The sequence below is a fragment of the Mesorhizobium sp. WSM4832 genome, assembly GCF_055811115.1.
Genome location: NZ_JBVVQH010000005.1, coordinates 266,895 through 286,029, shown reverse-complemented (window position 1 = coordinate 286,029; position 19,135 = coordinate 266,895). Strand labels below are relative to the sequence as shown.

General features: G+C 57.4%; 15 protein-coding genes. 10 read left to right on the top strand and 5 right to left on the bottom strand.

Translation table 11 applies throughout. The features are described from left to right. Positions 1-88: 88 nt before the first annotated feature. The 3 genes from AC0L2L_RS09970 to AC0L2L_RS09960 are packed head-to-tail and all read left to right on the top strand — an operon-like array spanning position 89 to position 3,677. Positions 89-1,246, top strand: a complete 1,158-nt coding sequence (locus tag AC0L2L_RS09970) for an acyltransferase family protein (protein ID WP_473577925.1) — start codon at positions 89-91, stop codon at positions 1,244-1,246. Continuing rightward, positions 1,243-2,739, top strand: a complete 1,497-nt coding sequence (locus AC0L2L_RS09965; protein ID WP_473577923.1) for an O-antigen ligase family protein — start codon at positions 1,243-1,245, stop codon at positions 2,737-2,739. Before AC0L2L_RS09970 ends, AC0L2L_RS09965 begins: the two co-directional genes overlap by 4 nt. Beyond that, the gene (locus AC0L2L_RS09960; protein WP_473577921.1) at positions 2,736-3,677 is read left to right on the top strand and encodes a glycosyltransferase family 2 protein; all 942 of its coding nucleotides are present in this window, start codon (positions 2,736-2,738) and stop codon (positions 3,675-3,677) included. The genes AC0L2L_RS09965 and AC0L2L_RS09960 overlap by 4 nt, the downstream gene beginning before the upstream one ends. 34 nt (positions 3,678-3,711) lie before the next feature. Here the strand turns inward: AC0L2L_RS09960 and AC0L2L_RS09955 are convergent, their stop codons facing one another. Beyond that, on the bottom strand, positions 3,712-5,025 hold the full coding sequence (locus AC0L2L_RS09955) for a polysaccharide biosynthesis/export family protein (RefSeq protein WP_473577919.1): 1,314 nt from the start codon (positions 5,023-5,025) through the stop codon (positions 3,712-3,714). A gap of 277 nt (positions 5,026-5,302) precedes the next feature. Here AC0L2L_RS09955 and AC0L2L_RS09950 point away from each other — a divergent pair, with 277 nt between their 5' ends. The 5 genes from AC0L2L_RS09950 (at position 5,303) to AC0L2L_RS09930 (ending at position 9,370) form a co-directional block, all read left to right on the top strand. Then, complete coding sequence (locus tag AC0L2L_RS09950; RefSeq protein ID WP_473577917.1) at positions 5,303-6,823, top strand: GumC family protein; 1,521 nt, start codon at positions 5,303-5,305, stop codon at positions 6,821-6,823. A gap of 48 nt (positions 6,824-6,871) precedes the next feature. Continuing rightward, positions 6,872-7,654, top strand: a complete 783-nt coding sequence (locus AC0L2L_RS09945) for a nucleotide-binding protein (protein ID WP_473577916.1) — start codon at positions 6,872-6,874, stop codon at positions 7,652-7,654. A 194-nt stretch (positions 7,655-7,848) separates the two neighbouring features. Next, the gene (locus tag AC0L2L_RS09940; RefSeq protein ID WP_473577914.1) at positions 7,849-8,061 is read left to right on the top strand and encodes a hypothetical protein; all 213 of its coding nucleotides are present in this window, start codon (positions 7,849-7,851) and stop codon (positions 8,059-8,061) included. Positions 8,062-8,106: 45 nt separating this feature from the next. After that, positions 8,107-8,910 (top strand): hypothetical protein, encoded by an 804-nt coding sequence (locus AC0L2L_RS09935; protein WP_473577912.1) that lies wholly within the window; start codon positions 8,107-8,109, stop codon positions 8,908-8,910. Further along, positions 8,891-9,370, top strand: a complete 480-nt coding sequence (locus AC0L2L_RS09930; protein ID WP_473577911.1) for a hypothetical protein — start codon at positions 8,891-8,893, stop codon at positions 9,368-9,370. Before AC0L2L_RS09935 ends, AC0L2L_RS09930 begins: the two co-directional genes overlap by 20 nt. 603 nt (positions 9,371-9,973) lie before the next feature. On the opposite strand, the gene AC0L2L_RS09925 is transcribed toward AC0L2L_RS09930, so the two are convergent. From AC0L2L_RS09925 to AC0L2L_RS09910, 4 genes are all read right to left on the bottom strand, one after another. After that, entirely contained in the window at positions 9,974-10,723 is a 750-nt protein-coding gene (locus AC0L2L_RS09925; protein ID WP_084507878.1) for a response regulator transcription factor, read from the bottom strand. Between the two features lie 608 nt (positions 10,724-11,331). Further along, the gene (locus tag AC0L2L_RS09920; RefSeq protein ID WP_027164357.1) at positions 11,332-12,264 is read right to left on the bottom strand and encodes a division plane positioning ATPase MipZ; all 933 of its coding nucleotides are present in this window, start codon (positions 12,262-12,264) and stop codon (positions 11,332-11,334) included. A gap of 127 nt (positions 12,265-12,391) precedes the next feature. Beyond that, entirely contained in the window at positions 12,392-14,692 is a 2,301-nt protein-coding gene (locus AC0L2L_RS09915; RefSeq protein WP_473577909.1) for an AGE family epimerase/isomerase, read from the bottom strand. A 256-nt stretch (positions 14,693-14,948) separates the two neighbouring features. Then, on the bottom strand, positions 14,949-15,851 hold the full coding sequence (locus AC0L2L_RS09910) for a right-handed parallel beta-helix repeat-containing protein (protein WP_473577907.1): 903 nt from the start codon (positions 15,849-15,851) through the stop codon (positions 14,949-14,951). 616 nt (positions 15,852-16,467) lie between these two features. Here AC0L2L_RS09910 and AC0L2L_RS09905 point away from each other — a divergent pair. Both AC0L2L_RS09905 and arfA read left to right on the top strand, forming a co-directional pair. Continuing rightward, a complete protein-coding gene (locus AC0L2L_RS09905) occupies positions 16,468-17,394 on the top strand; it encodes an ArsR/SmtB family transcription factor (protein ID WP_473577905.1) in 927 nt (308 codons plus the stop codon). Between the two features lie 183 nt (positions 17,395-17,577). Then, the gene (gene arfA, locus AC0L2L_RS09900) at positions 17,578-19,089 is read left to right on the top strand and encodes an arabinosylfuranosidase ArfA (protein ID WP_473577903.1); all 1,512 of its coding nucleotides are present in this window, start codon (positions 17,578-17,580) and stop codon (positions 19,087-19,089) included. The last annotated feature ends 46 nt before the right edge of the window (positions 19,090-19,135 follow it).

The following is a 19,135-nucleotide window of genomic DNA, read 5'->3' as shown; positions in this document are numbered from 1 at the left end:
GGGCCGCTCTCTTGGCCCGATTAGGTAGTTGCGCGCGCCATATCCCCCGCCCAGACTTCCGTTGCGAAGCATCTCACCGGGCAGCCCAATGATCCCAAATGTTCTCGACTGGAACATGCGCGGCCGAACCCTAGAAAGTCGCCTGGCGGAAACAGGGTTCGTGGGACCGGGCTTCGATGAAGTTCGATTGGCTGCGGCAATCACAGTCGTTCTGCATCATGCCTACGGTTCCATTTACGATCCGAAGACGGATCTCCTCTTTGCGTTCAGCGGCGGATTTCTGCATTTCGGTCTTCTCGCGGTTCTTGTTTTTTTCGCGATCAGCGGCTTTCTGGTGGCTCCAGGCTTGGTTCGGTCGGGCAAGGTAATCGACTATGCGACAAGCCGGGCGCTCAGGATTTTTCCAGCCCTCGCTGTCGTAGTGATCTCATCCATGATCTTGCTTGGGCCGCTTCTGACGACGCTGCCGTTGCCGCGGTATTTCTCTGATCCTGGCTTGAGCCTCTACGCCAAGAACATTCCTACGCTCACATATGATTTTCTCCCTGGGGTGCAGCTACCGGACGGCCATCCCGCAATCGTCAACGGCGCGCTCTGGACTTTGCATTTCGAAGTCCTGTCCTATATTGCGCTGGCTGCGATGAGTGTGGTCGGCATCCTAACTCGGCCTCGCCTGGTACTGGTCGTCTTCCTTGCAGTCTACGTTCTCTACGTCGCGAACGGAATCTTTCCTGCCGTCGCCGAACGGCTGCCTGGTCGTTTCGTTACCTTCATCAGCCTCTTCGTCTATTTTGCTTCCGGCGTCGCTCTATCCACTTTCCGTCGGACAATACCCTATTCGGCTGCTTTGGCGGGTCTCGCGTTCCTGATCCTGTTGGCTTCGCTTGCGTCGGGAGCAGGTATCGTCGCGGCGCCGCTCTGCCTGCCATATCTCGTGGTCTTCGCTGGGCTGTCGAACCTGCCAGGGCGCTCGTTCATCAGGCGCGATCTGTCTTATGGAGTGTACCTGATCCACGCGCCGGTTCTTTGCTGCCTTAGCATCATGTATCCCGCAATACAGTCATGGCTATTTGCGGCGCTGGTGGCGATGATGGTGACGCTACCTTTGTCGTATCTCTCTTCCATCCTTGTCGAACAGCCAGCTCTCACCAGGAAAAAGATCGTTGCCGGGTGGATTGGCGGCCGGCTTAACTTAATCCGGTCGACCATGGTTCGACTGGTTCGAGTGCAGGACATCGGTACGTGAGCAGCGTTGCTGACCAACCGGGGTATTGGAGCCCCAAAGCCAAAAGTCCCGACCGCCTTGTCGGCTTTGGCGAGCGCTCCGAATCCACCAACCAGTTTGCGCGAAGCGGTCCGGCCGCGTTGTCCGGGAAGACGACCTCCTGGCCGGTTTGGGTGTTTCTGATCTCGCTTGAAATACCTTGGGTTTTCTATCTCGGGCCGCTTCGGCTCTCGGTTTATCGCCTTGTGCTTTTAGCGTTGATTGTACCCTGCGCCGTCCGATTACTCTCAGGCAAGGCCGGTCGGATAAGGTTTGCGGATATCGCGATCCTGATGCTTGCCGTCTGGTCGGTGATCGGTCTCATTGCAAATCACGGATTGGCCACCGGGTCCCAATCCGCGGGGATCCTCTTTTTAGAAACTGTCGGCCCATACATGCTTGCGCGGTGTTGGATCCGTGACGCTGACGACTTTCACAACGCCGTTCGCCTGTTGTTCTGGATCGCCGTGATCTTGATGCCGTTTGCCATAGTCGAGTGCCTTGGCGGCGGCAACATCCTACTCAAGGCGTTCAGTGTCGTCTTTCCGGTCAATGATTATCCGACCGTTCAACGACTGGGTCATACGAGAGTTATTTCCGTATTCGACCATCCAATTCTATTCGGATTGAACGTAGGAAGCGCCCTGGCTCTCACTTACCTTGTTCTTGGCTACAAGAAAGCCGCAGCTCACCGGAATTTCAAGGCAGCATTGGTCGTTGTGTCAGCGGCAACCTCTCTATCGAGTGGACCAATCGCAGGCATGGCCGCGCAAGCCTTTCTGCTTTTTTGGAACACTTTGCTGCGAAGAAATAGACATCGATGGAATATTCTCATCGGCGCGGTGCTCTTGCTGTTCGTGGCGGCTGAGATCCTCTCCAATCGATCGCCAATCTCGATCGTTACACAAATGGTTGTGCTCGACCCGCAAACATATTGGTATCGACGATTGATCTGGGATTATGGGTCCACGATTGCTCTGGACCACCCCATTTTCGGGATCGGACTGAACGATTGGGATCGCCCGGGATGGATGCCCAACGGCACCATAGATAATTTCTGGCTTGTCGAGGCAATGCGTTTTGGTTTCGCTGCCCCGATCTTGTTGCTACTGGCGGGAATCTCGATCGGCATCGCCATGGCTGTCAAAAGTAATAGCGACGAAAGGCTCGGTCATTTTCAAACAGCCTACCTGATCACACTGGGTTTCCTGTTCCTCATCGGATGGACGGTTCACTTCTGGAACAGCAGCTATGTTCTCGCTCTATTCCTGCTGGGAAGCGGCGTGTGGATCCTTGATGCCAAATCCGCGCAAAGCGAGCCGGCAGAGACGGATGCCTATTCCGCGGCATCGTCCCCGATGTGGATCGAGATGGGCTCCAGCAAACGTGACATATTCGCGACCCTTCCGCCGGGCGGGACGGACGAACAACCATTGCGTCAAGCGACGCGACTTTTGCCGGGATCGAAGACGTGAAAGAGATCGGGAACGAAGCCATGGCCGGGAATGGTCGCAACGAAGAGACGTCGCAGCCAGGACATGAGCGTGTGTCTGTGGTGACGGTGTCGTACAACAGTGCCCGGCATCTGAAAGCATTCCTCGATTCGCTTCAGACAGGGCTCGACGGAATCCGGGACTTTGAAGTCGTCATTGCGGACAATGCGTCCAGCGACGATAGCGTTGCCATAGCACTTTCTCATCCCGTCCGACCGAGAGTTGTCAGCGTTGGCCGGAATTCGGGTTACGCCGGCGGCATCAACGCGGCTGTCGCGACGGTTGGAAAAGACTCAACCCTGCTCGTGCTCAACCCAGACGTCCGCCTACTGCCCGGTGCGGCCCGACTGCTTGTAAACCGGTTGGAGGATCCCGCCATTGGCGTGGCCGTGCCAAAAATCCTTGATGAGGACGGCAGGCTTACGCATTCACTTCGACGCGAACCGTCATTGAAGACGGCATGGACGGATGCAGTTCTGGGCGGAGGAAAACTTGGGGCTTGGATCGGAACCGGCGAGAAGATCAGCGATCCAGCGCGATACACGGCCGATGGATTCGCTGATTGGGCTGAAGGCTCCGCACTGGCAATCTCGGCGCGGGCGCGCAAGCTCGTGGGAGCCTGGGATGAGTCATTCTTCCTTTACAGCGAGGAAGTTGACTATATGCGAAGAGTCCGCGCGGTTGGGCTTTCAATCGCATATGTATCGGGGGCAGAAATAATCCACATCGGTGGAGAATCCGGAACCAACCCATTCCTGTCTGCGCTGTTGACGCGCAACCGGGTCCAGTACTACCGGCGCCATCACGGCTTTCTCTTGTCAGGGATGTTCCAACTGGCCGTGGTTTTAGGAGAGGGAGTTCGCATGGGCAAGGGGCCGACGCATTGGGCAGCTCTTTGGGCGGGGCTCAGCGCCCAGTAGTGCCCCCGCGGCTAACCTTGTCGATTTCATGCTGCTATTGTGTTTCTCCGCTGGCCTGCGGGCTGGTTCTCGGCTGGGGCGTAGCCGGATCGACTATGTCCTGCGTCGAGCTGGCTACGTAAACCTTGACCACGTCGCCGGGTGCGAGCGGCGTGGTTTCGGACGCGCTCAGCTCTTTTGGTCCCTGTCGATCTTGCCGCACGATGACCAATTTCAGGTCGGGATTGCCGTCGGACGCGGCGCCCGGTACAACAGTGCTGTCGGCCTGCAGGAGCTGACGGATCGTATACTCCCGCGTTCTTGCTTCGGTAAGCTCGCTCTGCGCGTCACGCAGTTGCGTGGCGACCTCCGTTTGGCGCTGGTCGCTGACGCTGAATTCCTGGCGCGTCGTCTCACTCAGACCTTGTCGCGCCCGCATCGCCTCGACGTCCCCTTGGGCATGCTCGGCCCGCATCTGGCCAAGCACACGTCTCAATTCCGCCCATCGCGACGAGGTTACAATGCCCTGCTCGACCAGCTTGGTGATCTTGGCGACTTCTGTTTCGGTCTGGGCGATTTCCTCGCCAGAGTCCTTGCCTTTGCTCGCCAACATATCCAGTTCGTTCGTGTACATATTGCGCAGATCAGAAAGTTTCTCCACCTGTCGCGTCTTCTCGTTGGCTCGTGCCGTGAACAGGCTGCGCTCCAGCGCCATGACTTGGCCGGCGACGTCGCCGGCGTCGGTGCTGGTCAATTCGGCTGGGAAGTGGATTTCAGCCTCTCCGCCCAGTTCCGCCTGCAGCCTGGCGATGCGGCCGAGCAGTCGCAACTTGTTGGTGCGGATCGTGGTAAGTTCGCCAAGTAGGCTGATTCCGCTCTGTCCTGCCTTTTCAGGCGGCGGTCGATAGCGCCCGCCGGCCAACGCCACCGCCTGCAGTACGGTCAAATCCGGCCTGAATTGATACGCGCCAGGCGTGGTGACCGCTCCGACGACATAGATCGACGGATACTGGGCTATTTCGATCGATACATCCGGGGGGGAGATCAGTCCCATCTTGTCGTGGAGCGCAGCCGATATCTGGGCGGCGACCTCGGTGCTCGTTTTGCCGCCCACATCGAGCGAACCGACGACGGGTAACCCTATCGTCCCCTGACTGGACACGAGAAAATCGCCGCTGAGCGCTTCCCAGCGCTGGTACTCGCCCTTTGAAGGGTTCCACTGGATGATCGAGATGTGGATCTTCGTTTGCGCGGCGAGCCGATAGTCGTCGGCCTGAGCCCCAGCAGCAAAGAACATATGCGCGGCGCCGGCGAGCAGGGCCGCCGCAAGCCTTCCATGGCGAAGGCGGGCAATTGGGTTTGAAGACACTCTTCCTCCTCGACGCGTGCGTCTCGAGCAGATCGTTGTATTGGAACTCCAATCAACCAAGAATAAGCCCTCAGCGAAATCGAGTGAACGTAAGAATAGGACCGTGCTGGCGGCCGAAAGGAGAGGGTCCATCGTCAAAAGAGGCATGCCTCGGGTTTCAGCTCGACCTTAGGAAGCGCTTCCGCCAAAAGGATTGCTACGCAAATCTGCAGTCACGCGCCGGCGCTGTTGGTCCGCCAGCGACATGTGGAGGAATCCATGACGGCGAGTCGATTTGATGGATAGCCAAGATTTCCGCTTTTACGCTTCGATCTATGCTCAGCGGCTGCGCTACCTGGCCATCCCGATCGTGATGACCACGGTCGTCGGCTTCGCGGTCGCGCTCTTCCTTCCGCCAGTATACCGATCTGTCGCCAAGATTCTGGTCGAGTCGCCGCGTATATCAACTGAACTGGCCCGTTCATCGGTTACAGAGGATCCCATCCAGCAACTGCAAGTTCTTGAGCACGAACTCACGACAAGGGCCAGTTTGCTCGGTTTGGCCGGCAAGTTTGCGATCTTCGCCAAGGCCAACCTCTCCGACGACGATGTCGTTGCACAAATGCTTGCAAGGACCAAGATCGAGCCGGCTGTCCTGAATAATCTGGGTAGCGGTAGCGGGGCCATTGCCTTTACGGTTTCATTCGACGCGGCCGACCCCATTCTCGCCGCTGATGTCGCCAATGCCTACGCAAACGCCATGCTCGAAGCGAACGAACGCGAACGCAAGGCGGTGGCGGACCATACACATGAATTCTTCAACCGCGAGGTGGAACGTCTGGGGGCCGCGTTGAAGGACGCCCAAGAAGCGGTCCTGAGCTTCAAACTGGAGCATAAGGAGGCTCTGCCTGACAGCCTCGAGTTTCGCCGCATGCAGCAGAGAGCCTACGAAGAAAGGCTGGGTCAAATTCAGCGCGAGATCATCTCGCTTCAGCAAAAGCGTTCGATGATTCAACAGATATCGGCTTCCGGGGGGCAGGGAGGACCGGCTGACGATCTGCAGCTGGCCGAGCTGCGGCGTTCGCTTGCCGAGCAGGAGACGATTTTCAAGGATGGCAGTACGAACCTTGTGGCGTTGCGGACACGGGTCGCAGATCTCGAGAAACGCATCTCCGAAAAGGACAAGACCGTAACGGATGTCGCACGCGCCGCCGGGATGTCCCCTGAGCTTCGCCTGCAGTTGGCCGACACCGAGGGTCAGCTGGCCTTGATTGCGCAGGAGAAGGAATCCATTGGACCGCTGCTTGACGACCTGACGCGATCAATCGCCGACACCGAAATGAACTCTACCAAACTCCGCGCGCTCGAGCAGAATTACGAGGCCGTGCAGAAGCACTACAACGAGGCAGTCGCCAGGTTGGCGGACGCATCGACCGGACAGCGTATCGAAAAGGAAGCAGTTGGCCAAAAGCTGTCGCTCATCGAGCCGGCAACCCCTCCAGACAAACGTATCTGGCCCAAGCGGCAGGTAATCGTCATTGGAAGTTTCGGGGCAGGCCTCGGATTGAGCTTCGGCATCTTCGCGCTTATGGAAATCTTCTTCCCAACCATTCGTCGTCCTGCCGATCTTGCAGCCGTGTTCCGGGGCCAGCCTTTTGTCACCATCCCCTATATTGCGACCGATAGCGAGGAACCTGCGCGTAAGATGCGTCTGAGTGTTGCAGCCATCGTATTGCTTCTGGGCGGCAGTCCGATCTTCCTGCCTATAGATTCTCGCCCGCCCGCAAATGTCGAGGTGAACAGTGCGATTTCGAAGTAGCCAACGACCCACGCTAGGCAACGCATTCGTGCCGCAGGAGACAAAAGCATGCCGACGAAGGTGAAGCTGCTCCAGCCCGCGCCGCATGCGTCCCTAGAGGTCGTCGGGCAGCAGTCTGTGGTGTTGGTAGACGAGCATTGGGCCGGATTGGAACGCGTGCAACTCGATCTCGATCGAGCCCGTCAGGCCCGGCTTGTCACATTCGCTCCTGGGGAACCGGCTCAAGCAAGCTTCGATGTATTGCGCACCAAGGTTCTCAGGTGTCTTAATGTCAACAACTGGACCACTGTGGCGATAACGTCGCCAGAGCGCGAATCCGGGAAGTCGGTCGTGGCCGTGAACCTGGCGTTCAGCCTTGCGAATCTGCAGAGTTGCCGGGTCGTTCTTCTAGATCTGAATCTTCGCCAGCCCCAGATCAGTTCGATACTGGGTCTTGACATGGCGCGGCCCACCGAGAGTTTCTTGCAAGGGCGGGCTTCGATCAAAAGCACTTTCGTGCGCTACGGTGAAAATCTTGCTGTGAGCGCCGGCCCGCATGGGATCAACTATTCGGCCGAGCTCCTCCAAAGCCAGTCCGCGCGATCGGCGATGATGCAACTCCACGACAAGCTTTGCCCCACGGTGGTTGTCGTCGACCTGCCTCCAGTTCTCGGCGGCGACGACGTGCTGGCATTCCTGCCCAATATCGATTGCACCTTGCTTGTGGCAGGGGCCGGCATGACCACGATGGCAAAGATCCGCTGCTGTGAGCAGGAACTGGCAGGCGAGACCAATCTTCTGGGCATTGTCCTGAACAAATGCCGGTACGGACACGGTCGCGGCTACTACTGAACGTCAGCGGCCGAACGTCGTTTAACCAGGTTTCGCCAGCCAAGCTTGCACGTCTCGGGAAACACTGAAGCCGTCGGGCCTGCGATCAAATTCATTAGGCGGCTCTACCTCTTTCGTTCGGCAGTCCCCCGGTTTTCTGTTGGAAAATTTGGTCATTATTGGCCTGTTCTGCGGTTCTGCCAAAGGGGGAAGAAATGATCAAGTTTATCGCGCCTGCTACCATAGCATTGTTTGTCACGCTCCTGGACACTCTTCCGGGCTATGCGTTGGCATCTTGGTTCCCGCCCGGCAATGGTGGCGGGGACACGAGCCACTCTGCCCCGGGTCCTGTGATCGGCATCGGCTTCCCAGCGCTGGCTGCCTTTGGCGGCTATGTATGGTATCGCCGTCGGCATCGCGGCAAATGACCGGCATGGCCCCGACCGACGGCCGCTGAGCCTTAGCGCCCACCCATGACTGTTTATCGCGGCCAAATTTACTGCGGCGTGGTGGCCACGGGATTTGCAAACGGCGCGAGCGATCGTGTCGCAGAGTCGCTTGCCCGTGACGGTCCAATTTTGGCGCTGCTGGATATGCTCGGCGTCAGCCTTGTGGTTTGGCTGGCGCTGGGCATAACCTTCTGGCTATTTTTTCATTCCGAACCTGAGCGCGCGCGTCGATCGGATTTCTACATTGCCGGCATCGCGACTTTTGCATTCCTGGTTCCCTTGCCTCAGCTGAGCTGGTTGGCACTGGCCTGCGTAGCCGCCTATCTGGCGCTGACGTCGCGCGAGGCAACCACGCGGAGGGCAGCGGTGGTGTTGGGAGCTATAACCGTTCCGATGTTTTGGGCACGGTTGGCTTTTGCGGTCTTCGGAGGCCCTATCCTGGCAATCGATGCAAAAATGATCGGCTGGATCGTCGGTACGGGTGGGGTAGGCAATACGGTGCCGTTCGCGGACGGTTCCGGCGTAGTCTTCCTGCTGCCGGCCTGCTCGTCCCTCACGAACCTCTCGCTGGCGCTTCTCTGCGGCGTAATGATCGTCAAATTTTACGACCTCAAATGGTCGAAGCCAGTCATTCGCACCGTGGTCGTCGCGTGTCTTGCGACAGTGGCTATCAACCTGGCCAGGATAAGCCTCATAGGTATTATGCCGGCCTATTACGACATCATCCACGGAAGGGTTGGCATCACGCTGGCGGCATGGATGACGAATCTCGCCGTGATGGCCATCTATGCAGGAGCCTTGCGATCCGATGAACCAATTCACGCTTAGCTTCGCTTTCGGCCTTCTCATGGTTTTGAGCGTCACCCTCAAGGTGTTCAGCGGCGGTATTGGCCAAAGCGTGACGACGGCTCATTCCGCCAACGAGGACATCGCCGCTCTGCTTCACCGCAATGGTTATGCGTTCAGCTTGTCGGATCCGAACACTGATCCGCAGTGGTTTTACGCGACGAAGGACACATGCCAGCTGCAAATCGCGGATGTCTCGCCCCAGGGTTGGCACCGGTCGGCGCTGGAGTGGCAGGCCAGGGGTCGGCTCTTGATTTATTCAGTTGAGGGGAAACTCTACGAGCATCAGCCGATTCTGATACCGATGGTTCACCACTACTTTGGCCGAGCGATGCGGTATATGGGCATGCAAATCCCTCAGGTGATGGCGCGGGCGATCATCGTCGGATCCCAATGTCCGACGCACCCCATCGCCGCCGCTGATCTCGAAGGTCTCTCCTAGCGAGTGCCTACTGGGGCGCCTAGGAGAGCCTGATTGTCCTCCACGTCAAAACTTTTGAGGTACGGCCGGTACGGGGCCAACGCACAAAAGACAGCTTCCAAACTACCAGCCAAGCGCGAAAAATCACGCTCACTTCCAGGCTATGGATTTTGCGTCGAGGTGGCTCAGGTCAGTAGGGGAAAGGCAATGCAGGTCACGATTTACATTTTGGCTGGATGGTTTGGGCTTGGAGCGTTGGGGGGATTGACCCTGCTCGGGACGTCCATTGTCTTTCGAAGATCTGAACTGCCGCTAGCGCTGCACATCGCCGAGGCGCAACATCGTCAGCCTTCTGCCGGCGACGTGCCGGAACCCGTCCGCTCGGCTATCCTGGAGTCAACGCACCTGTAGGCGGCGATTTCGGAACGTCAGATGAATTTTTCGACCCAACGCGCTATTGCACAGAGCTGTTGTTCGGTCATCTTGCCTGTCACGTGAGCCATTGCCGCGGGCCGCTGCTCATCGGATCGCGATCTCGAACGGGACGTTTAGCCCCTAGGCTGACCAGCCGATATTGCTCGGCTGGCCAGCCTCAGGCTCTTTCGCGAAAATTGCGGATCCTTGCTACATCAGATCCTTGAGTTTGTAAGCGACTTCGGTTCGGTTGGTCGCCTTGAGTTTCTTCATGATGTTGCGGATGTGGACCTTGACGGTGCTCTCGCACAGATTGAGCTCGTAGGCGATGATCTTGTTGGCCTTGCCTTTGCGCAAAGCCTGGACGACCGCAGCTTCCTTACTCGTAAACAGGCCAGTTAGTGGCTTTGGCGAACTGGCCGATGCGCGGATTGTTTCGCTAAGAGCCAGCACGGCATTGGCCGGCACGAAGATGCCGCCGGCACGAGCGAGGCTGATCGCCTCTGCCGCCACTTTGACCGAAACGCTGGTTGGAATATAACCGCGCGCGCCGGTTTCTAAGGCCGCCAGTATGTCGGCCGGAGCTTCCGAATCCGCGACGACAATGACCGGAATGTCGCCGACCGCAGTGATGAACTCTTGTAGTTCGGACCGCACGGTCGAGTCGGCGATGTTACTGCCGTTAAGGATGGCCAGGATCGCCGAGGCCTCGGCCTGCAGATCGTTCAATTCCAAGAACGAGCCGACAGCTATCACGCGTACGACCGGATCATGAGCCAGAAGGCTACTCGCCAGGCATTCACGTTCAAGGATGCGCTTATCAACGATGACGACTAGGCTGTCGCCGCGTTGGTTTTCTTCAGTCTCTCCTTTATCAATCCCGTTAAGACCCAACGCAGGATTGTTCTGTTCGACCTCTATAGACTTACCCCAATGCCCGCCAGGTAGAGGTTGATTCATCTTATCTACTCCATTTTACTTCATTCTGATATTACTCTCTTTCCAATTATTGTCCGGGCCCAATCGCTTGGACCCACCGCACCAACATTGCTCGGCTGAAATTGTAAGGAAGACGGATCTCCGATCCGTATCGTCCCGTAGGATGATCCCCACCACGGCTTCCGTCCACAAACCCCAACCTGCAGCTGCATCTTACGAAGTTGTGGATAACTCCGCATTAAGAATCTGTGCACCATTAGAACTAGTTAAAAAGCGGTAGACGCAGCCGGTACCCGGGGTAGCTTGGGTTTACCAAATTTCGCTGTCAAATTGCGCTGTCGATGGCCCTTCAACATATTGATATAAAAGGTCTTTCTGGAGCAGCAGGACCACTGGGCGGCTCGTGTCAGCGTGCCGATAAGTCGACCGAGCTTGGTTAATTCGACCGGAAGCTTGAGCCACTGCAATTTGTTCCGTGTGATCGATGTAGGACTATCGGGACCCGCCGTAACGTCACTTTCGTCCGAAAAGACGTGCAGTGTTCGGAGAGCACTGCAGATCCAAGGCCAGCCACCGTCATCACCGGCATGGGCGTGGCGGGTTACAAATGCATCGATGAGGTCGGCTGTTTACTTGGCAAAGATGTCGGGCAGTGCGATCGGGCGGCTCACGCTCGCGGTGTGTCTGCGCCGCGCGTCCGCCTTCCTCTGATTGGATTCGTCCAGTGGGAAGTGGAGTGCCTTGAGGAGTCCGCGGATTTCCTGCCGGGCCATTAGGTGCGACATCGTCGGCGCGGTTCCGAGCACCTGGTTCTCGAAATCGTCCAGTGCGGTAACTCCAATGGTAAAGAACTCGCGAAAAGCGACGCGCTCGGAAATGCCGTCCGCGACTCGAAAGCCGAGGTCTGTTGAAAGTTGGCGCAGCGAGTTGTCGATCTTGCGCTCGTTGCGAGACGCAAGCGGGAACATACGATTGCGAACCACGACCCAATCAAGGTTCGCGTTCTCTGAGTGCAGGCGGCTCCTGCGGGCATCGAGCACCACCGAAGCGTACTGCGAGTATCCCAGGATCTCCTGGGAGAGCGGGTCGACCTTGGCGAGCACATCGAAATCGACAAACGAATCGTTCATCGGTGAAATCAGCGTGTCTGCCATGCCGTGGGCTAGTCGACTGAGGAATGTATTCGCGCCGGGCGTATCGATGACAACGAAATCGTGGCTGGCCCTGATTGACGCGATACCTTCCTTGAGTTCGCGCACCAGAAGGCTGTTGACAACCGCGGCTGTTTCGCGCGCGGCAGGCGGCACATGAAAATGGTGCGGCACAGGCAGGGCAATTCCCTTAGACTGCGCCCAGCGGCGCCGGTTCTCGACATAGCGAGTTAGTGAAAGCTGGCGTTCGTCAAGATCAACGGTCGCAACGCTGTGACCGGAATCGATCAGAGCGATCGCAATGTGCATCGCGGTCGTGGTCTTGCCGGAGCCGCCTTTTTCGTTGCCGCAAACGATAACACGCCCATTGGCGCGCCGCCGACCGATCGATGTCCAGGCACCCGCCGTCATCTCTCACCCCTTATCGCCAATTTGTAGGACGAATTGGCATGAAACCCAATGCCGCTTCTGATCGGCGGCATCCGTGCTGGACTGTGTGCAGTATCAACCGGCGCATCGCCATGACGATGACGGCACGTCAAGCGTAAACCCGTGCGAGACTGGAGTTGTCCGTTTCCGAAACCGGTTTCGCGAAGGGCTCGACCAGTCCTTCTGTCTTGTCGAGATACTGTATCAATGCCGTCACGAGGTGGTAGAAGATGCTTGCTGGGACCTCGGTCGCCGCCGATCGTCCCCGTTCATCAATCATATCGATCCACAGGCCCATTGGCGCGGGATCGATGTGCCATCTGAACAGGCGAGCAACGCGGGCCTCTATCTCAGGTTTTAGGTCTGGTCCGCCGATGCCGTCCAGCGCGCTGGCCGCCTTCACCGCCTCGCATTGTGGCCAACTGCGCGAAATGCGATCGAGAGGAATTCCATTTCGCGACACAGCCGCATAAGCCAGACCAGTGGCCCGGTTCAATCCACTGGATATTGCCGAGGAGTAGAGTTTTCTCGCAAGAGGCACCAGGTCTTTCTGACCGCTCAGCAGCGAAAAGTCGACCAGCAGGGACGCCCATTCGAAATGATGCCCTGGCTCTGTCCACTGGCCGTCGTTGCCCGGCAATGGTTGCCAATCGGGATCGAAACGCTCCCCAAGCGTCCAGCTCTCCTCGTCGAAGAAATGACAACGGAAGAGGTCGATGACACGTGCGGCCCTACGCAAATACGTACGCTCGCCCGTGACGCTATGCCAAGCCAGAAAGGCTTCCAGCATGTGCATATGAGGATTCGAATACCGCACACCTTTCCAGCCTGGAGTCTCGAGGAAGCCGCTCAAGCTGGCATCCTCCAGATGAGTATCAATGAAATGAAGTGTCTCTTCGGCGAGCCGCAAGGCCTCCGGGTGGCCGCATCGGTGGGCATGGGCAAGTGCCAGCAGCACGCAAGAATGGTCGTAGGTATCCTCTGCCGGGTCACTCACACTTCCGTCGGGCTGAAGGGCGCGAACCCACCCGCCGCGGTCGGTATGACCGTGTCTGGCTATGAAACTGATGCCGTGATCGATAAGTTCGTCGGCAGGTCCCGTCCAACCGCGTTCCTTGGCCACCGCGAAAGCGTAGATTTGGCGCGCCATGGTTCGCATTCGCTTGGGCTTACCAAGCGGCCTGCCATCGAAACTTAGTGCTTCATGGAAGCCGCCGTGCACATGGTCGACTCCCCTTGTGGACCACAGCGGGAGGGTTTCATCAAATAGCCAGTGCTTGACGCGCGTGCGCCATGACCCGCTGATGATGACGCGATCTTCCGACGGTGTGAACTTCGTCTCGAGGCGTCCGCTCTTCTCCAACTGCTCGACAACCTTCTTGACGTTCTGGCTATGGCTGACGGGGGCAACAAACACTGCGTCGGCTGTCGCCACCACCGCAGTATCCTTCATTCCAATGACGGTCAGCAGCCTGCCTTGGCTTCTCACGTAACAATTGTTGCAATCCATCGCGACAACATCACCCATCATGACATTGCCATCGCAGTCGGTTGGGCTCGCCTCGAGCAGTGATTGCCAGGATCCTAGGTCGCTCCAGCTGAAAGTAGCTGCGGCCATTGCGATCTCGCGCGCCTTCTCCACCACCGCATAGTCAATCGAGACCGAGGGAATGGCTTCATAGAAGCTCAGGGGCATATAGGTTCCCGACACATCGGTCCGTGCGGCTCGAAAAGCCCGTTCGGCGGTCCCCCAGATGTCCGGCCGAAATTCGAGCAGCGCCCGCCGCATGGTTTCGGCACGAAAAAGGAAGATACCGGCATTCCAGTAGAATCGCCCCGAAGACACGTAATGTTGAGCCGTTTCCGCGTCGGGCTTTTCGACAAAACGCGACACCGCAGCCACTCCGCCACCGTCTGCCGCCACCTCGATATAGCCGTATCCGGTTTCGGGGTGTGTCGGCTTGATGCCAAATACGACGATGTTGCCGCGCTCGGCGGCGAATCTGCCTGCCTCGACTGTTTCCCAGAATTTCCGTTCGGTCGATATCTCGTGGTCTGAAGGGACCACAAGCACAAGCGCGTCGTTGTCGTATTCGGAAATCGTCAGCAGAGTGGCTATGGCAACTGCCGCAGAGGTGTTGCGACCGACGGGCTCGAAAATCGGTCTGCCGCCATTCAGACCGAGTGGAACAATGTCGGAAACAATTCGCTCGGCGTGTCTCTCCGACGCGATCAGATGGATCGGGGTGTCGCCGTTCGGTCGCGCCTTCAGGCGCCGCACCGTTTTCACAAGCATCGACCCGTCGCCTGAAAGATTATGAAATTGCTTGGGGTTGTCTTCCCGCGAGAGAGGCCACAGCCGCGAACCCACGCCTCCGCTCATGACGAAACTTACGATCTGGTCCGACATAATGCGGCCCTCTCAATTATTCGGTTGCAGGCTCCAACGGTGAGGTGCTGAAAACAAATGGTTGGGCCCGGGCAAACATGTTTTTCCCGACCCCACAAACGCGAATTCTACTAGACTGTCGGCACGAAGCCCTTAGCGAATCCGGATAAGTGCGCAGCCTGCTCCGGGCAATCACGGGATCAGACGGCCAAAAGGATGTGTTGGCCCTTGGATCGTAGGCTCATACCCTCTCACTCTCCGACGTGTTATCTCGCAATCAGATAGGACTAGCTAACAGGTCTACGTTACCGGACCCTGTTACATTGGTGACGCTGTCAATGTCGATGAAGCCATAAACGCCGCGCTGGATAATGTTGTTTGTGATTGTTATCCCAGAAATTGTGCCGTTCGGCTTTGCCCCATCGACATAAACGGTGAACACAGGCAGCGAGACGTTGGGGCCAGTTCCTGATGCTTTGCCCAATAGTTGATTGTGGTTCACCTTGACGCCATTTATCGAGCCGAAGTCGTTGGTGATCCAGACGTCGGCATTGTCGCGTCCGATAATGGTGTTGTCCTCAATCAGAACGTTGACCTGGACCTTTGGATGGCCGCCCAATTGGATGCCGTCATAGTGCGGGTCAGCGCCGCCTGCTTGCAGGTCGTGGATGTAATTACCTTTTATGACCGCGTTGGAACCTGGCGTGATACCGTTCTCGTAGCCGGAGATGTTGTTCCCGATCAGCGTCGAGCCAAGAATGTCACTGGTGTCGATGCCGTAGGAGCCGCCGGTCTTACCCTGGCCCGTAATCGTGCAGCGTTCTACCGTTAGGCCATCGGCGCCTTCGTACGCGTAGATCGGATGCCATCCATCGAAATTAATTTGGCAGTTGCGGATCGTGACGTTCTTCGCCCTCACCTCGATGTAGGTGTTGATGATCTTATTCTCGATCACGGTTCCGTCGACGGTAATGACGTTCGGTCCGGTGTAGACAGTCGGAACGGTTCCTGCCGGCATACCCGTGTTTGTAGCGTCGGGCCAATGATTTCCGTCAGAAACGGGGGGAAGGGTCCCTGCCAACACGACCCCTGTGCCACTCCAGAGCGCAGCGACGCCGGCTTGGACAACAGTGAACGCCAACAGGACGACAACCGGCGGAACGAATCTCGAAAAATGCATTTCGCCTCCAGTTCCTTTTAGACGTCCCACCGCCCGAACGAAAATTCAACGTCCACTGGCGGCATGATTCAATGCTCGGCGGCGTCAGCCAGCCGAAGCAACAAACGCACTCAGCTGAACGGCAATAAAAGCGCCGACAGTCGAGACGCTCTTACTTGTTTGCGAGAATATTGCGCCATTCGGTACGTGTAAATCAACAGCCGCGAGATTTCCTATCTTACTCCTTGGTAAGTGAGGAAACGAAAGAGCCATGTCCAAAAGGCGATAGACGCCATATCGCTTGACTAGAAGGAGATAATTCGAGATGCAACCGCTTTACCTACCAATTGTGTCGATCCGAGCTAACCCATTTAGGTGTACGACTTGGTCGCCCGACGCAGACTCTCGACCGGGGTTGTGGAGCCTAGTCAGGTGTGCATATGCAAGGGAGGTTTGGATCACCGAGCCACCGGAAACGACGCCCGCGATCGCCGATGGATTTCGCGTGGTCCACACGCCGGGCACAGTGCGGCTCCCATCAATAAAGTGACTCGGAGTCAAACAACACATTGATTAAATCAGTTATCCCGATATACAAGCCAATTTCGGGTATGAATTTCATATAGACTGGCCATTCATGAGTCGCAATTTTCTGGTGATCGAACCTGAGGAGGGCATTGCCGTGCTCAAGGGGCTTGCCTCTTTGGCGCGCATTTCAATGCTGAAATTGCTGCATGAGAAGGGACCGATGAATGTCAACGACATCGCCGCCGTGCTGTCGCTGCCGCAATCGACGGTCTCGACCAATATCCAGGTGCTTGAGGATGCCGGCCTGATACGCACCGAGAACCAGAAGGCGAAGAAGGGCAGCCAGAAGATCTGCTATCCGACCGCCGAAGAAGTGCTCGTGGTCTTCAAGAGCGAGTATCGTGCGGTCAAGAACGACGCGATCGAAGTGTCGATGCCGATCGGGCTTTACACTGGGTTCGAGGTGACGGCGCCCTGCGGCCTGTGCTCGCCGGACGGTATCATCGGTCTGCTCGACGTGCCGAACACGTTCCTCGATCCGGACCGCATGAAGGCGGGCCTATTGTGGTTCACGCGCGGCTTTGTCGAATACCAGTTCCCTAATAATGCCAAGCTCGCCAATGCCGAAATCACGGAGCTCGAAGTGGTGGCGGAACTGTCCTCGGAGGTGCCGGGCACCAGCGCCGACTGGCCATCCGACATCACATTGGCAATCAATGGCGTCGACGTCGGCACCTGGACCTCGCCCGGTGATTTTGGCGACAAGCGCGGCGTCTTCACGCCCTCCTGGTGGAAGCTCAAGGGCTCGCAATATGGCAAGCTCAAGAACTGGCGAATTTCCACCGACGGCACCTATGTCGACGGCGTCAGGATTTCCGAAGTCAGCCTCGCCGCACTCGACCTCAAGGCCCATCATTCGATTCGTGTCCGTATTGGCGTCAAAGAAGACGCCGAGCGGCCGGGCGGGGTCAACATATTCGGCAAGGGGTTTGGAAATTACGATCAGGACATCCTGCTTCGGATCAAAACCAGGTGATATCACAAAACCGGGTTTTAAAAAAAGTGATGGAATTTCAGTCTATTACCTTCATCGACAAGCAAAATCTCTTAGTCAATTGTCAGACTTTTAACTGATTTGACTTGACGAACGGCTGCCAGTCGCCTTTGATATCGGATAAGATGATTTAAATCATCATTTGTGATATCGTGGGAGGAATGCATGAAGGCAGCCGTTACGGCGCATCCGCGTTATGTTGTCTCGGAAATCGATCCGAGGCTCTACGGATCCTTCATCGAGCATCTGGGGCGCGCCGTTTACACCGGCATCTATGAGCCCGGCCATTCGACCGCGGACGCTAATGGTATGCGTCAGGACGTGATCGATCTCGTTCGGGAACTCAACGTTCCAATAGTCCGCTATCCCGGCGGCAATTTTGTTTCCGCCTACAATTGGGAAGACGGCGTTGGTCCCAAGCAGGACCGCCCGGTACGCCTCGACCTCGCTTGGCACACGTCGGAAAGCAACGAAGTCGGCCTGCATGAATTTGCCGACTGGTGCGCCTTGGCCAACACCGAGATGATGCTCGCCGTCAATCTCGGCTCGCGTGGCCTCGATGAGGCCCGCAACTTTCTGGAATACACCAATCATCCCGGTGGCAGCGAGTGGAGCGACAAGCGGATCGCCAATGGCCGCAAGGAGCCCTTCGACGTCAAGCTCTGGTGCCTCGGCAACGAAATGGACGGCCCCTGGCAGATCGGCCACAAGACCGCCGACGAGTACGGCCGCCTGGCGCATGAGACCGCCAAGGCGATGCGCGCCTTTTCCAAGTCGCTCGAACTCGTCGTCTGCGGCTCTTCGAATGCCAAGATGCCGACCTATCCAGAATGGGAGGCGACCGTTCTCGACCACACCTACAACGAGATCGACTACATCTCGCTGCACATGTATTTCGACAACGAAGCCAATGACGCGCCGAACTATCTCGCGATGAGCAAGAAGCTCGACGACTACATCGCCTCGGTTGCCGGCGTCATCGCCTATATTAAGGCCAAGAAGCGCTCCAGCAAACAGGTCTACATCTCATTCGACGAATGGAACGTCTGGTACCATTCCAAGGAAAAGGACAAGAAGATCCTCGGGGGCAATGACGGCTGGCCCTTCGCCCCGCCGCTGCTCGAAGACATCTACAATTTCGAGGATGTGCTGCAGGTCGGCTTGATCCTCAACACCTTCATCCGCCGTTCCGATGTCGTCAAGATCGCCTGCCTGGCGCAACTGGTCAACGTTATCGCGCCGATCATGACCGTTGCGAATGGCCCGGCCTGGCGCCAAACGACCTTCTACCCCTATCTCTTTGCCTCGCTTTACGGCCGCGGCAATGCGCTGGATCTCAAGGTGGAAAGCCCGACCTACAAGTCCGCTGTTGCGGGCGACGTCCCCTGTGTCGATGTCACCGGCGTGCATGATGCGAAAACCGGCCATGTCACCTTCTTTGCCGTCAACCGCCATTCGAGCGAGGCAATCGAAACTGTGATCGATATCGCCGGCTTCGGCGCGGCTGACATTGCGGATCACCAGGTGATGACACATGCGGATCTGAAAGCCGTCAATTCGGCCGAGAATCCCGACAATGTCGTTCCCAGGAAAGGGTCAGGCGCCTCCGTGGCTGGCGGCAAGCTGACCCTGTCGCTGCCGGCCTATTCCTACCAGATGATCCGCCTCAAGGTCTGACTTCAGGCGCGCATTATCGAAACGTGCATGCGCTGAGGAGGAGCGT